Annotated in this window: 17 protein-coding genes and 1 other RNA gene; 7 read left to right on the top strand and 11 right to left on the bottom strand. The window is 33.6% G+C overall.

Translation table 11 applies throughout. The annotated features are described in order from the left end of the window. The first annotated feature begins 208 nt into the window (after nt 1–208). From SPD45_RS00250 to SPD45_RS00270, 5 genes are all read left to right on the top strand, one after another. The gene (locus SPD45_RS00250) at nt 209–415 is read left to right on the top strand and encodes a cold-shock protein (protein WP_336265571.1); all 207 of its coding nucleotides are present in this window, start codon (nt 209–211) and stop codon (nt 413–415) included. Between the two features lie 380 nt (nt 416–795). Continuing rightward, the gene (locus SPD45_RS00255; RefSeq protein ID WP_336265572.1) at nt 796–942 is read left to right on the top strand and encodes a cytochrome c oxidase subunit 2A; all 147 of its coding nucleotides are present in this window, start codon (nt 796–798) and stop codon (nt 940–942) included. 26 nt (nt 943–968) lie between these two features. Continuing rightward, a complete protein-coding gene (locus SPD45_RS00260) occupies nt 969–1451 on the top strand; it encodes a cytochrome c oxidase subunit II (protein WP_336265573.1) in 483 nt (160 codons plus the stop codon). Continuing rightward, complete coding sequence (locus tag SPD45_RS00265) at nt 1451–3100, top strand: b(o/a)3-type cytochrome-c oxidase subunit 1 (protein WP_336265574.1); 1650 nt, start codon at nt 1451–1453, stop codon at nt 3098–3100. The genes SPD45_RS00260 and SPD45_RS00265 overlap by 1 nt, the downstream gene beginning before the upstream one ends. 54 nt (nt 3101–3154) lie before the next feature. Further along, nucleotides 3155–3742, top strand: coding sequence for an SCO family protein (locus SPD45_RS00270; RefSeq protein ID WP_336265575.1), 588 nt, complete (start codon nt 3155–3157; stop codon nt 3740–3742). Between the two features lie 44 nt (nt 3743–3786). On the opposite strand, the gene SPD45_RS00275 is transcribed toward SPD45_RS00270, so the two are convergent. From SPD45_RS00275 to SPD45_RS00310, 8 genes are all read right to left on the bottom strand, one after another. Further along, nucleotides 3787–4314, bottom strand: a complete 528-nt coding sequence (locus tag SPD45_RS00275) for a hypothetical protein (protein WP_336265576.1) — start codon at nt 4312–4314, stop codon at nt 3787–3789. A gap of 899 nt (nt 4315–5213) precedes the next feature. Next, complete coding sequence (locus SPD45_RS00280) at nt 5214–5804, bottom strand: hypothetical protein (protein ID WP_336265577.1); 591 nt, start codon at nt 5802–5804, stop codon at nt 5214–5216. A gap of 901 nt (nt 5805–6705) precedes the next feature. Continuing rightward, nucleotides 6706–7836 (bottom strand): THUMP domain-containing class I SAM-dependent RNA methyltransferase, encoded by a 1131-nt coding sequence (locus tag SPD45_RS00285; RefSeq protein ID WP_336265578.1) that lies wholly within the window; start codon nt 7834–7836, stop codon nt 6706–6708. A gap of 101 nt (nt 7837–7937) precedes the next feature. After that, nucleotides 7938–8324, bottom strand: an RNA gene (rnpB, locus tag SPD45_RS00290) — RNase P RNA component class B. Between the two features lie 42 nt (nt 8325–8366). After that, on the bottom strand, nt 8367–8672 hold the full coding sequence (gpsB, locus tag SPD45_RS00295) for a cell division regulator GpsB (protein WP_336265579.1): 306 nt from the start codon (nt 8670–8672) through the stop codon (nt 8367–8369). Between the two features lie 108 nt (nt 8673–8780). Then, nucleotides 8781–9170: a cytidine deaminase gene (locus tag SPD45_RS00300; RefSeq protein WP_336265580.1), complete on the bottom strand. Its 390-nt coding sequence runs from the start codon at nt 9168–9170 to the stop codon at nt 8781–8783. After that, a complete protein-coding gene (locus tag SPD45_RS00305; RefSeq protein ID WP_336265581.1) occupies nt 9167–9520 on the bottom strand; it encodes a DUF1798 family protein in 354 nt (117 codons plus the stop codon). The genes SPD45_RS00300 and SPD45_RS00305 overlap by 4 nt, the downstream gene beginning before the upstream one ends. A gap of 19 nt (nt 9521–9539) precedes the next feature. After that, nucleotides 9540–9716: a hypothetical protein gene (locus tag SPD45_RS00310; RefSeq protein WP_336265582.1), complete on the bottom strand. Its 177-nt coding sequence runs from the start codon at nt 9714–9716 to the stop codon at nt 9540–9542. A gap of 216 nt (nt 9717–9932) precedes the next feature. Here SPD45_RS00310 and recU point away from each other — a divergent pair, with 216 nt between their 5' ends. Both recU and SPD45_RS00320 read left to right on the top strand, forming a co-directional pair. Further along, nucleotides 9933–10532 carry a Holliday junction resolvase RecU gene (gene recU / locus SPD45_RS00315; protein ID WP_336265583.1) on the top strand — a complete coding sequence of 200 codons (600 nt, stop codon included), beginning with the start codon at nt 9933–9935 and terminating at the stop codon, nt 10530–10532. 11 nt (nt 10533–10543) lie between these two features. Beyond that, entirely contained in the window at nt 10544–13264 is a 2721-nt protein-coding gene (locus tag SPD45_RS00320) for a PBP1A family penicillin-binding protein (protein ID WP_336265584.1), read from the top strand. Nucleotides 13265–13331: 67 nt separating this feature from the next. Here SPD45_RS00320 and nth read toward each other — a convergent pair whose 3' ends face one another. From nth to SPD45_RS00335, 3 genes are all read right to left on the bottom strand, one after another. Further along, nucleotides 13332–13997, bottom strand: a complete 666-nt coding sequence (gene nth / locus SPD45_RS00325; RefSeq protein WP_336265585.1) for an endonuclease III — start codon at nt 13995–13997, stop codon at nt 13332–13334. Nucleotide 13998: 1 nt separating this feature from the next. Continuing rightward, complete coding sequence (locus tag SPD45_RS00330) at nt 13999–14673, bottom strand: DnaD domain-containing protein (protein ID WP_336265586.1); 675 nt, start codon at nt 14671–14673, stop codon at nt 13999–14001. An 81-nt stretch (nt 14674–14754) separates the two neighbouring features. Then, on the bottom strand, nt 14755–15948 hold the full coding sequence (locus SPD45_RS00335; RefSeq protein WP_336265587.1) for a pyridoxal phosphate-dependent aminotransferase: 1194 nt from the start codon (nt 15946–15948) through the stop codon (nt 14755–14757). Between the last annotated feature and the right edge of the window lie 20 nt (nt 15949–15968).

Consider the following 15968-nt stretch of genomic DNA (forward strand, 5'->3'; position numbering starts at 1 on the left):
AACTGAATGTTATGAATGTAACCGCTTGACTATATAAATGAAAATCGTTATATTAATATATAACAAAGAAGTTGAATGGATTCATAAAAGTTACTTCATGTGTGCAGGTACAGACGCAATCCACCTTCAGCATGATGTTTTTTTATGTTCAATCTTTTCTTTGTATATCAACACGGCATTCGTGAAAGAATTTAGGAGGATTATGTACATGCAAAATGGAGTTGTAAAATGGTTTAACGCCGAAAAAGGATATGGTTTTATCCAATTAGAAGAAGGAGACGATGTATTCGTACACTTCTCTGCAATCCAAGAAGAAGGATTTAAATCATTAGAAGAAGGTCAAGAAGTTACTTTTGAAATTGTTGAAGGTGAACGTGGGCCTCAAGCAGCAAACGTTGAAAAAGTTACAAACTAAAATAAGGGACACATAAAAGTCCGAGTATATAAAATAACCTTTCTTGCTTATAAAGCGAGAAAGGTTATTTTTTGGTCTGTAATTCTTCTTTTTCTCCCCTCTTGTAACGTTTTATCCAAAAAATGGTCACAGTTTTTTCACATACTTTTATAACATTTATGTTTTAAAAACTAATTGAATTTACCTTTTAAAAGACTTTCGTCTAAATTGTGAAACGTTGACATGAAGCCTTTTATAAGGCCTTTTCTCGTGTATCATAAAGATAGAGTTAAAAAACAATATTCGTTACAAAACATGATGAAACATTTTGTTTTTTTAATTCTATCGTACTTATACATTATCTTTAATGAATGAATTTGTGGTAGAGGGGAGAGGTAAGTATGGGAGAACCGCAAAAGAAAAATCAAGCACATGTAGATGAACATGATGGCATTGATTTACGAGGTACTTTATTCGGTGTAGGTGTAGTAGGTTTCGTCATTATTATTATGTGGTTTGGAGTTTGGTCTTTATTCTTATCAAGATAGACCGAGAGATTGGGAGGAATAGTTAAATGAATATGCACAAATATGAAAAGATATGGATCTTCTTCGGATCTGCAACATTGCTAGTATTCCTGACATTAGTTGGAATAAGTGCTTTCTATATGGGAAACAAGCCACCTAGCTGTGCAGTAACATTAGATCCAGAAACAGTTAGAGAGCATACACTCTTTAAAGAACCAGGATTAAAAGAAATTGGGGACAATGAATATCAATTAACGATCGTTGCTTCTGCATTCGATTATGATGTTGGAAACCCTGAAAAAGTTATTGAAATTCCAAAAGGTGCGAAAGTACATGTTTCTTCAACGACAACAGACGTTATCCACGGCTTTGAGATTGCTGGAACAAACGTTAACATGATGTTAGAGCCTGGTTATATTAGTACGTATACAAATACATTTAAAAATGCAGGCACATATACATTAGTATGTAATGAATATTGTGGTGTAGGTCACCATTTAATGTCTGCTACGATTGAGGTGGTTGAATAATGACACAAGGAGTAAGAAGTTTATCTAAAAAAGAATCACGTCTTGTTATGTCCCATATGTATGTTGCTTTTATTTCTCTATTTATTGGGGCAACATGTGGTTTATTACAAACATTAGAACGTTCAGGTCACTTCCAATTACCAGCAGGTATTGGATATTATCAAATCTTAACAGTACACGGTGTTATTTTAGGTTTAGTATTAACGACATTTTTCATTTTAGGTTTTATGTTATCTGCACAAAGTAAAACGACAGGTGGATACAATAAAACAGAGCGTACACTTGCATGGATCGCATTTTGGTTAATGTTAGCTGGTACGATTATGGCAGCGACAATGATTTTACTAAATGAAGCAACTGTTTTATTTACATTTTACGCTCCACTACAAGCACATGTTATTTTCTATATCGGTTTAGCTTTAGTTATTGTTGGTACATGGTTTGATGGATTTGTTATTTTCAAACGTCATGCACGTTTCCGTAAAGAAAATCCTGGTGAAAGAACACCTTTATTAAGCTATATGGCTGTTATAACAATGTTAATGTGGCAAATTGCTTCTTTAGGTGTTGCGATTACGGTTATTTTCCAAATGATTCCTTGGGCATTAGGATGGACAGAAACGATGAACATTTTATTAAGCCGTACATTGTTCTGGTATTTCGGTCACCCATTAGTTTATTTCTGGTTATTACCTGCATACATGATGTGGTATGCAATTGTACCAAAAATTATCGGTGGTAAAATTTTCTCCGATTCACTGGCTAGATTTACATTTATTTTATTATTGCTATTCTCAATCCCAGTTGGATTCCACCACCAGTTAACAGAACCTGGTATCGATCCATTCTGGAAATTCATTCAAGTTATTTTAACGATGATTGTTGTTATTCCTTCTATGATGACAGCATTTAGTATGTTTGCAACATTTGAAGCACGTGGGCGTGAACTTGGTGCGAAAGGAATGTTCGGTTGGTTAAAGAAAATGCCATGGGGAGATGCTAGATTTTTAGCTCCATTTATCGGAATGCTATTCTTCATTCCTGGTGGTGCTGGTGGAATCGTTAACGCATCAAACCAAATGAACCAAGTTGTACACAACACGATTTGGGTAACTGGTCACTTCCACTTAACTGTTGCAACGACAGTAATGTTAACATTTTTCGGTGCAGCTTACTGGTTAGTCCCTTCTTTAACAGGAAGAACCTATACAAAGTCAATCAATAAATTAGCAATTGCACAAACGATTTTATGGACAGTTGGTATGACTATTATGTCTACAGCAATGCATATTCAAGGTTTATTAGGTGGACCACGTCGTTCTGCATTTTCTACATATGCAGGAAACGAAGATACTGCTGCATGGGGTGCATATCAAATTGCACAAGCTGTTGGGGGATCAATTTTATTTTTAGGTATGGTTGTTATGATTATTATCTTCATCAATTTAGCATTCTTCGCTCCTAAAGGAGAAGAAGAATATCCGATTGCTGAAGTAAGTAATAAAGCAATTGCACCACCTAAAGTTTTCGAAAATTGGAAACTATGGACTGCAGTTACATTAGCATTAGTTTTATTCGCATATACAATTCCTTTAATTGATATTATTCAGAGTGCCCCTCCGGGAGCTAAGGGATTTAAATTATGGTAATGTAAAAGAGGGGTTCTCTCCCCCTCTTTTATCATTTTTAATGGAGGAAGTAAGATGAAAAAAATTTATATTACTTTTATCGCCCTATTTGTTGTAGGGGTTGGTGCTGGTATTTATTATTTAGAGATTTTCCGTCCTGGAACGGCTGAACTTCCAGACGACGTTGTCATGGAAACCGCATTTGAAGAAACCGTTGATTTTAATGAACTGCCAAAACGTGCACGTTTAATCGAATTTATGTATACATCATGTCCTGATGTATGTCCTGTTACAACGCTAGAAATGGCTAAATTAAAGTCTACTTTAGAAGAAGAAGGTGTATTCGGCGATAAAGTCGAATTCATTACTATTACAATTGATCCAAAACATGATACAACAGAAGTTTTACGCGATTATGCAGGTCGTTTTGAAGTAGAGTCAGATGATGATGGTTGGTTATTTTTAACTGGATCTGAAGAAGAAACAAGAAAAATCGCGGACGCTTTAGACTTTGCATATCGTGACCCAGGTTCAGGAGAAATCATACATTCTACTTACACATACTTCATGGATGAAAATGATAACCTACTTGAAAAATTTACAATGGGAGAAGACTTTGATCGTGATCGTGCATACAAACGCATTATGAGGACAATCAATTAAAAAATCAGGGAGAAAACAAATATATGTTTTCATCCCTGATTTTTTTATTCATAATTAATAGCTGTTTGGAATTCAATGGTTTCTACCCCATCATCTTCCGTTTTTAATCGAAATTCTCCATAAATTTTTTCTTCAAAAGTTAATTCGTTTTCATTGGAAACCATAACATCTAATACTGTTGTGTCCTTTTCGTTGACAGTTGTACCAAACATATTTAACTTTGTACCTTCAATATTACGGTCATCGAAAATGACATGGTCAAAATTAATGTGGAATGTTTTGTCTGTTTTGTTTTCAACTGCAAATTTCAATTCAACTACATCTCTTACATTACTTCTTCCATGAATAGATTGTGTTAATGTCATCTTAATCCATTCATCTTCATATACTTTTGTTTTATGGGCTTGTTCATGAATTAATTGAAACCCTTCTGTTTTATCCCCTGTTATACTGGGAGCTAGTTCAACTTCTTCCGCATTATTCATATTTGATTCATTTATATTTTCCTCATTATTTCCACATGCTACTACTAATAATACTACTCCTAAAATGATTGTGAATTTTCTTATCATACGTCTCCCCTGTTTCCAGTCTCTCATTTTGTTGAACGATACTTCTTCCGAAAATATTAGTATGTAATAAAACTTAACAATTATGTACAAGTATTAATATATCAACGTTTCTACGATATTTCAAAAATAATGATTATGCAATAAAAAGATGAACTCCCATGAATGTGTAACTTTTTTAATTTCCTTTGTATTCCTTTCGTATATTTTACACCGTAGATACTGTTTTATTTTCTTTTTTACTTATTTGTAACATTTCCATACTACTAGTTGTTCCACTATCAACCGACATGATGAATATATAGTTATGGATCAACTTGCTATTCTTCATCACCAAATAAATCATCTAATGTACAACCAAATGTTTTCGTTATCTTTTTTTCTTTTAGGATAAAAAATCACTTTTACCAGTTTCTTTTAAGTGGATTATCCCAATGATTTTAGTGATCTACCTCTGCTACATATTTTTCTTATTTCTAATCTTATACAATTTTTCATATTTCATTTTGTACCTTCCTCCCCAATTGACATATAGTAAAAGTGTTGATTCCCTTTCATTCTCGATATACTTGATAACGAAATAACACCTTTGCGACTTAACCATCAGTAATAACCTTGCTTTTTTTAAGGAAACTGTTAAGTCCAGAAGCATGTTAATATATGTCTTAAAGAAAGATTATACCACTCCTAAATTTTCCGCTATATACTTATCAATTAAACCATCTCTTGTCCTTCCTTCCATCTTTAAAAGTCTAGATTCAACATGAGTATAATAGTTAGTTCTACGGTCAATTCATTTTTCTTTTTACACATATTATATAATCACCAACCACCTAATTTTGGGTATTAAAAAAGCACCACTATGGGTGCTATCAATCGGAATTATTCCATAATCTTATTACCTACTTTGCTTCTGACTCCTCGAAAGACCATTCTGCATCATTGATATCAGATGAGTAAGATCCAAAATGTAAAGTGTATTCAGAGGTCTCCGACTTGGGAACTTCAAACAACATTTGACTATCATACGATTTTTCAGGTTCAATCGTTTCCGCTATTTTATCGACAAAATCATAGTCATAATAAGTGATTTCTGAAGCTATATTTCCCTGCGAATTTTTTAATAATAAATCGCCTCCTATTAACATTTCTTCTTCCTCAAACCCCTCTTCACTTAAACTTTTTATTGTATAGTCGATTAATACAAACACCTCATCATCATTATTAACAGAAGTTCCGTTTCTTTCCTCAAATATTTCAAAACTCAAAGGCGTAATTTCATATTGAAAAATTCCATCATCTACGTAACCTGTTTCGCCTAGTTTCATGACCTCACCATTTTCATTGTTACGATCTATTTCGTCTCCATTACTTTCTTCGGACTTATCATCTGTTTCTTCTTCCAATTCATTTACAACCTTTTTATCATTTGATCCACCACAAGCTGATAAAATTAATAATGCACTAAAAACAATAAATAAATATTTCCTCACATTACCAACCTCCAAAATTAAATATATTTCTAATTATGATAGAAATGGTTAAAAATATCAATTAAACAAATACTATCAATCGACTGTTTTATATTTGATTATGAAAAATCCCCTATTGAGATTACTTTGTTATGTATCGCATACTGGACATTTCTAATACAATTAATATCTTTTGCGTTTCTATTGTGTAGCTTTATTAATTTTTCATTATTATCCCTTCACGATGGACAATAAGTCTTTTTTCTCTTTTTTCGCGCCAGCGTGATAATACTAATTTTCCTTAAATACTAAGCTGTTTTTCAATTTACTTATATCGTTTTTTTTTCCAATTTTACACTCAGTTCGTTTATTTTATCGTTGAGATTATAATTTTATTCAATTAATACGTACACTTCTTGCTGTAAGTTTATCATACTCCAGTTAAGTTCATTGTTCCCATTCCCTTTCACAATTTAGGTACTTCTTTATATGTATCCATTTCTAATTAAGTTTGAATGATATACTCATCCACACCGTTAATGAAAGAAAAATTCAAGGTTTCCTGATTTTTTCTAACAAACAAGAATTGCCGAAGAAACGGTTGGGATAGATAATATAGCTATTTCTTTTTCAGGATGGAGTATTATAGGGACGATGATTAATTCTTCATGCGACATAGAAAAACAACTCTTTCAATTGAAGCCTTTATCATAACGAGAGATGCTTGATGCCATACATGTGTTGTTTGATTACGGCTTACAATTAGATAAAAAAATAACTACTTTCCCATAACTGAATTCAATGAATTATGTAGTTGTGAAATATTAAGAGTGGCATTTTTCAGTCATGCAGTAGGTTTTGAGAAAGAATTAGGGGGAAGATAACCCCCAATCCCTCGCAAACCTATATATATATCAATAGACTATCGTTTCTTTCCAAAATATTGGTAATACTGCGTTTCAATAAAACCATTAAACAGTTTTCTTCGTTTCGTTGCTTTTGAACCATAGGCTTGTTCAAATTTTTTATAGGAAGTTAATAAGTAAACACTCCAAGTTGGATGCTCCTTCATTATTTTTCCTAATGTGTTGTACAACTCATGTACATATGTTGCATCTTTTATTCTCTCTCCATATGGAGGGTTTGTGACGATATATCCATTTTCTTCTTTAATGGAAATATCTGCCGCTTGCATTTGTTTAAATGTAATTAAACCTCCTAAACCAGCTTCTAATGCATTTTGTTTACTTATTTCAATCATTTTGTGATCAATATCTGTACCGATAATATGTAACGGCTGATCATAATTCGCTTTGTTCTCCGCTTCTTCAAATGCTTCATCCCATAATCGCTGCTTAATAAACGCCCATTCTTCCGATGCAAAAGCACGATTAAAACCAGGGGCAATATTTTGTCCAATTAAAGCAGCTTCAATTGCAATCGTACCAGATCCACAAAACGGATCCATAAAAAAGTCATTCGGTGTCCAATTCGTTAATTGGACTAAAGCAGCAGCTAATGTTTCTTTTAAAGGAGCATCTCCTTGCCCTACACGGTACCCTCTTTTATGAAGTCCTTCACCAGATGTATCAATTGTTAAAGTTGCAATATCCTTTAATAAAGCAACTTCTACTTTATACATTTCTCCCGATTCTGGCATTCTACTTGCTACTCCGTGTTTTTGTTTTAATCGTTCAACAATTGCCTTTTTTACGATTGCTTGACAATCCGAAACACTAAATAATGTTGATTTATGTGATTTTCCTGATACGGGAAATTTCCCTTCCTCAGAAATATACTTTTCCCAAGGAAGACCTTTCGTCTTTTCAAATAATTCATCAAATGTAATAGCTTTAAATTCCCCAATGACTAATTTTACACGGTCTGCAACACGAAGCCATAAATTACAACGGGGAATTGCCGAGATTGGTGCTTCAAAAACAACTTTTCCATTATCTACAGTCGGTTCATATCCTAAATCACGCACTTCATTTGCAACAAGTGATTCTAAACCCATCGCACTTGTAGCAATTAATTTTACTGTTTGTGCCATATTATTGTCCCTCTCTATATCCATTAATAAAAAATAAAAACCTATTTACAGTAAATACTGCTAAACAGGTTTCAACTTTTTGTATCAATGACCTAAGAATACTTCGTAAGCCATGTTCTGTTCTTTCGTACTACAAACGGTGGTCAACCTCGTACTCCAGCTGTAATCATTTATCTACAAGTATTTACTACTCGTCTCTCCGTTCGTTCATTTCCTACTAAGAGAGTGCCCCTACCATAGTTTGGGTTGCTCACTCATGGGGTTTACCCGTTCCACTTCCGATTGTTTCCAACCTTCCTCGTCACTGTGGCACTTTCAAGGCTTTATTCCATATCAAAATCGACGTAGGAATAAACTCCTGCCGTTAGCCTTATATAAAGCTACCTTGACTTATTTTTTCGTCAAGCATGAACACTACAAACATCGCAGTTTGTGTGAGCATGGACTTTCCTCTACGTACACAAAGCACGCAGCGATTACAAAAGTATTCCTAAAACAGTATACTATATACAGTCATTTTTAAACAAGTTTTACCCTTCTTTTTCGGATAACTTTTGTCCAAAAACAGCCTTTTCCAAGTTGGATAGTCTTTTTAAAACATCATAATTAACTTGGGATGGTGTTGTTTGTTGTCTTTGTGGTGTTGGTGTTTCACTTCTTTTAAATCGTTCATTCTCTTGTTTTAATGCTTCAATTTCTTTTTGAAAAGCTTCATAATCCTGGATAATAACGTCTAAAAATGCATCTACATCTTCTTCATTATATCCACGCATGGACTTTTTAAAATCTTTTTCTAAAATATCATTTACGGTTAATTGAATTCGATTAATTGACATACAAATCACCTCAACAATTCATATAAACAACTTCACATTATTTATATTTCTACTTTTATATATTATACCATAAAAAAGAAGCTTACAGAAAGCTTCCTCAAATAAACATTATAATTTATCTAATGAAAACGAATATGGCAATAATTGTGCTACCGTCATTTCTTTTATTTCATTGTGGTGATTCGTTAAATAAACCTTCATATGCTCATCAAAAAAATCTGCCATTACTTGTCTACATGCCCCACATGGACTTACTGGACCTTCACTATCTCCAATTACAGCTATTGCCTTAAATTGCTTTTCTCCTTCAGATACCGCTTTAAAAATAGCTGTTCTCTCTGCACAACACGTTAATGAAAAAGAGCTTACTTCAATATTGCATCCTTCATAAATTTTTCCATCTTCTGTCAGTAATGCAGCCCCAACCCGGAAGTTTGAATATGGTACATGTGCTTTTTCTTGTGCTTTTTTTGCTCGTTCAATTAATGTTTCCTTCATGAAGACAACTCCTTTAATAATAATTGCAATACATATTCAACTGATTTTTTTATATCTTGATATCTTCTCTTGCGAACATCTAGATAATAACTATGTAATGCAATTGCTTTTATGCTTTTTACTGTTGCATCAACTTGTTTTGGATGTAAGTCCACTTTTCGTTGCTGGATAAGATAACTTGTTTTTTCCTCCCATGCCTCCACCATATCATATATCGGATTGATTTCTGTCCGTACCTTTTCAAAAAAAGCATGATCATTATGAGTTGGTTTTTCTCCTTTATTAAATACTATTTCCAATTTTTGCATATATGCTATAAGTGATTCTGTTAATTGTTTCACTTCTGTCATGTGCATCAACCTTTTCTGTCTAGTTATTCATATTATCAATAATTTTCTCATAAAAATCAATGGAAGTATCAAATTTTTTAAATTCGGTTGAAATATATTCATTTACTTTTTTGGCATACATTTTTTCAATTTTAACACATTGAATATACAAATTTTGAAACAATTCATCTACTTCTTTCTCTTTCAACTTTAACATATATTTCCACATCCTTTTTTTTACTCTATTTTTCTTGATGAAATCATCATAATCCTTTTAAATGACAAAGGTTTTTAAAATATGACATGATATGACATTTCATTTTAATTTGTCTAAAGAACGTCAAAACATTATGAGAATACGATGAGAATAAGATGTTACATGTTGTAGGTTTCAAAAAGTAATACTATAATATAAGGTGTTAGGAGGATGAGCATGAATTATCCAAATGGAGTTCGTCCACGTGCGAATCAATCAAACCGTGTAAAAAAAACGAATAATGTCCAGTCTTATAGTAATAGAGGAATGTCATTGGAAGAGGATATTAATGCAACGAATGAATATTATCTTGCAACGAACAAAGCTATTGTTCATAAAAAACCGACACCGATTCAAATCGTCCGTGTCCATTATCCAAAACGTAGTGCAGCCGTAATCACTGAAGCTTATTTTCAAAGTAAATCAACAACAGATTATAATGGGATTTATAAAGGAAAACATATCGATTTTGAAGCGAAAGAAACAAAAAATAAAACATTATTTCCTTTAGCAAATTTTCATGATCACCAGTTTTCCCATATGCAACAAATTGTAGAACATGGCGGGATCTGTTTTTGTCTCATACGTTTTACAGCGATGGATGAAACATATTTCATAGAGGCAAAAGACATCTTACAAGCATACGAAAAAATGATGCAAGGTGGAAAAAAGTCACTTTCATATGAGGATATAAAAACAAAAGGCGAACAAATACCACTACAATTTCAAGCTAGAGTAAACTATTTACCAATTATTGATGAACGTTTTTTTAGTTAGGAGGATTTAATATGGCTGATACAAAATCAAGAACAGCAAGAAGAAAAAAACAACAAAAGTCTAAAAAAGGAAAAAAACCAGTATGGAAACGAGTAATCACCTATTTATTCGCATTTATATTATTGATGTTTTTAGTAGTAGGTGGAGTTTTTGCTTATTTCATTATGACTGCTCCAAAAATTGATATTGACAAACTTGATGTAGCATTCGCTTCACAATATTATGATCAAGATGGAAATCAATTCGCTGACAGAGGTGCCGAAAATAGAATAAAAATTGAATATGACGATTTACCTCAAGTTTTAATTGATGCGGTTACTGCAACAGAAGATGTTCGATTCTTTGAACATAAAGGAATCGATTTACGAAGAATCGCTGGTGCAGTGAAAGCGAACTTCCAACGAGGATTCGGTGCAGAAGGTGCTAGTACTATTACACAACAAGTTGCCGAAAATTTATTTTTAACTCCTGAAAAATCTATTAAATTAAAAGTACAAGAACAATGGATTGCAATGAAGTTAGAGAGAGAATTTTCAAAGGAACAAATAATGGAAATGTATTTAAATAAAATATTCTATGGAAGTAATGCGTATGGTGTAGCAAAAGCGGCAGAAGTTTATTTTGGTAAAGATGATTTACATGATTTAACATTGCTTGAAGCTGCAATGTTAGCTGGACTACCGCAACGACCATCTGCATATAATCCTTTTGAAAATCCTGAATTAATGCAAGACAGAGTTGATACAGTATTAAAATTAATGGTTCGTCATGGAAAGATTACACAAGAAGAAGCAGATGAAGCTGCGGCTATTGACGTATCTTCTGTTTTAACAGATGAAAAACCAAAATCTTTCCCATATGATGCATTTATTCAACAAGTAGAAAGAGAATTAGAAGAAAAATTAGAAGGTACAGATATTAATACAGCGGGATTAAAAGTTTATACGACACTTGATACGGACGCACAAGAATATGTGGAATTTTTATTAACGGATAGCGAGGAAAACCCAATCCCATATCCAGACGAAGATTTATTAGCTGGAGTATCTGTAATTGATACTAAAACAGGGGCGATTCAAGCAATTGGTGGTAGTAGAAATAGAGAAAATGCATTTGGTTCAAACTATGCAATTAACGCACATAGACAACCTGGATCGGTCGTGAAACCATTACTAGCCTATGGTCCTGCAATTGAATATGAACAATGGTCTACGTATCATCAAATCTTAGATGAAGAATATACACCTGAAGGCTCAAATACAATTCGAAACTGGGATAGACAATATCACGGTTGGGTTTCACAAAGATTTGCCTTAGAACAATCTTATAACGTACCAGCAGCTAAAACGTTAGAAGAGATTGGTTCTGATCGAGTAAAAGAATTTGGAGAAAATTTGGGACTCTCATTCAACACAGATGTATTAGACCCTAGAGATGCCATTGGTGGAACTGTAAATGAATACTCACCTTTAGAACTGGCGGGTGCATTCAGTGCATTTGGAAATGAAGGGGTTTATACAGAACCATATGCTGTAACAAAAGTTGAATTTGAAGATGGTTCTGTCGTTGACTTAAAACCTAAATCTGAACCAGTTATGGAAGATTATACAGCATATATGGTAACAGACATGCTAAAAGATGTTGTCGATAGAGGTACTGGTACCAATGCGAACGTCTCTCATTTACCTATTGCAGGTAAAACAGGTACTACTAACCACCCTGAGAAGGCTGGATCTAACAACGCCTGGTTTGCTGGATATTCCACAAATTATACGATAACGGCATGGACTGGATATAACGACAATAATGAAATATTACCTGATACACAAATACCGTTACACTTATTCAGGCATATTATGACAGAATTATCGAAGGATATTGAAACAGATGATTTTGTAAAACCAGACTCCGTTGTCGAACAAAACATTGTAAAAGGTTCTAATCCTCCTGTCGTTGCTGGTAGTGGAATGGCTTCCGACAGTGTTACAAGAGAGCTATTTGTTAAAGGAACAGTACCAGATGAAGTAGCCGATGAAGTAGATTCTTTAGATCCTGTTTCTAATTTAAGTGCAACATATGAAGAAGACCGAAATGAAATAGACATAAGTTGGGATTATGATAGTGACTTGGACGTAAGCTTTGATGTTCGTTACAAAAAAGATGATGGGTCTATGAAAGATCTAACTTCAACATCTGATACAGGGGCAACGATATCTGATGTAGATGATGGTGCCACATATACGATAGAAGTTGTTGCAGTTAGCAAAGAATCAAATGAAAAAAGTGATCCTGCATCAACTTCCATTACAATTAATGAGGAAGAAGAGGATATAGGAGAAATAGAAAATCTTCAAGCAAGTTATGATGCTTCTTCCAACACTATATCCGCAACTTGGGATTATGATGGAGATGGTGCAACATTTGAAGTAGATATAAATGGTCAAAAAGATTCTGTATCATCGACGAGTTTACAGTTTTCTAATGTCGAACCAGGAACAACCTATACCATTACGGTGACCCCGGTTGTCGATGGAGAACAAGGAAATAGTAAGAGTACGAGTATAGACGTTCCAGATGATGATGAAAATAATAATGATAATGATAATGACAATAGTAATGGTAACAACCAACAAGAAAATAATGAGAATGAGACACAAAACAACGAAGCAGAAGATCCAGAGGGTAATAGTAGTGAAAACGAACAACCTGTAAACAATACTAATGAAGAGTAAATATCATTACATCACATCAAAAAAGGATTTCAGTAGTGTACTGAAATCCTTTTTCTTCATACATACATTATTTTTTTAATGCTTTCTCTTTTGCACGCATTCTTTTTTTACCTTCACGACAAACTGTAAGCAAAGTACATGTTTCACAGTTAGGTTTTGCTGCCTTGCAATGATATCGTCCGAAGAATATTAATCGATGGTGTGTTACACTCCACTCTTCCATCGGTATTTTCCTCATTAATGTTTCTTCCACTTCTAACACAGAGTCTTTCCAACGACAAAATGCTAGCCGTTTTGCTACTCGTTCCACATGCGTATCTACAGCAATTGCTGGTTCGTCAAATGCAACGGACATGACAACATTTGCTGTCTTTCGTCCTACACCTGCTAGTTTCATTAATTCTTCTCTCGTTTGTGGAACTTCCCCATTATATTCATCTATTAATGTTCGGCATAATTTTTGAATGTTTTTTGCCTTTGAACGAAACAATCCAATTGTCCGTATATCATTTTCTAATTCTTCCAATGGTACAGCTAAATAATCTTCTGGAGTTTTATATTTTTTAAACATCGTTTCAGTTACTCTATTCACATTTACATCTGTCGTTTGTGCTGACATTAAAACTGCGATAACTAATTCAAATGAATTTTCATGTACGAGTTCACAGTGTGCATCTGGAAACATTTTTGCCATTTCATCTAAACAAAAACGAATTTCTTTTCTTGTTAACAAATTAGTCGTCCCCCTCGAGCCAATTGAAATAAATGGAAGTGTCTCTTTTTTCCACTTCATAATGCTTTGTTACCTGATTGGTACGAAATTTTTCGCCTTCCGTTCTAGCTTGTTCAACCGAACGAATACCTTTTCGCTTCCATTCCCTTAAAATTCGATCAATATATTTAAAGTTTAATTTACTCATTAAAACCGCTTCTCTTAAAGCAGCCTTTATTAACGATGGCTTCATTTTATCTTCATCTAACCAAACGCTAATGGTTTCTATTTCAAATGGAGATAATGGTCTACCAAATTCTTGTTCAAATAAGATAAAAATCGTGCCCTCTTCATTTTCTTCTTGTTTTTCTTCTGTATATAATTTTTTCCATAACAACAATAAACTATATGCTTCTGTTAATTGCCCAAGTTCATTTTCTTTTTGTATCATCGTTAATAAATTTCGTTGCATCAATTTACGAATAATTTCCATACATTGTTCGACAGAAATCGTTAAATAATTAGCCAATTCTGAAGGGGTCGGAAATTCTTCATCTTTTTGTAAAAAACGATGAATTTGTAATACAACCATCACATCATATTCATGGAGACCAATTTTTTTGTAATCAGTTAATAATTTCATAGGCACTGACATTTGGTCTAATAGCATCTGTTCTAAATTATATTGTTCATTCATTTCTTCCCCTCCCAACCTATAGTATAGCATGAAAAAATCGATAGAGGAAAAAGGACATTTCTCTATCGATCTCGATTAATTTTACTTTTGATACTCTATAACGAATCGTTTAATCCGTTTAGCCGCTTCCTCTAATAATTCTAGTGATGTAGCATAGGATAAACGAATATTATTTGGAGCACCAAATCCTATTCCTGGTACAACTGCAACTTTTTCTTCCTCTAATAATGCTTTAGCCCATTCATTCACATCATGAAAGCCATTCATTTTTACTGCCTCTATCACGTTCGGGAAAATATAGAATGCTCCTTTTGGTTTCGCACAAGAAAATCCGGGAATGTCGTTCATTAATTCATATAAACGATCTAATCGTTCATGAAACGTTTGTCGCATTTCATTGGCAATTTTTTCATCTTCAGTCTGATTTGTATATGCTTCTAATGCAGCATACTGTGCAATCGATGTTGGGTTTGATGTCGCATGTGATGCATGGTTTGTCATTGCTTTAATAATATTGTCAGGTCCAACTGCATACCCAATTCTCCATCCTGTCATTGCATGGGATTTACTCACTCCATTTATAATAACAGTTTGTTCTTTTGCAGCATTACTAATTTCTGCTATCGATACATGTGGTTCTTTTGCATAAATTAAACGTTCATAAATTTCATCTGATACAATTAAAATATTATGTTTAATACAAACTTCTGCAATTGTTGCTAATTCCTCTTTTGAATACATCATTCCAGTTGGATTACTAGGGGAATTAATGATAACAGCTTTCGTTTTAGGGGTAATAACGGCTTCTAATTGTTCTTTCGTTATTTTGAAGTCCTTCGATTCTAACCCTTCCACAAAAACAGGCTTACCGCCAGCAAGTTGAACATGTTCAGGATAACTAACCCAATAAGGTGTAGGAATGATTACTTCGTCCCCTTCATTTAACACAACTTGGAATAATGCATATAACGCATATTTAGCACCTGTTGTAACAATCACTTGATTTGTCTCATATGTCAAATGATGATCTGTTTGTAACTTTTCGACAATAGCTGTTTTTAAAGCCGGAATTCCGCCTGCTGGTGTATACTTTGTCATGCCTTCATCCATTGCTTTTTTAGCCGCATCCATGATATAAGTAGGTGTATTAAAATCTGGCTCCCCTACACCTAAACCGATCACATCATGGCCTTCGTCTTTTAATTGTTTTGCTTTCGCTGAAATTGCTAAAGTTGGTGAACCAGATAAAGATTGTACACGTTTTGATAACTCCATTTTATATCTACCTTTACCTT

Source organism: Pseudogracilibacillus sp. SO10305, from assembly GCF_037072005.1.
Classification (GTDB): Bacteria; Bacillota; Bacilli; order Bacillales; family Amphibacillaceae; genus Pseudogracilibacillus; species Pseudogracilibacillus intestinigallinarum.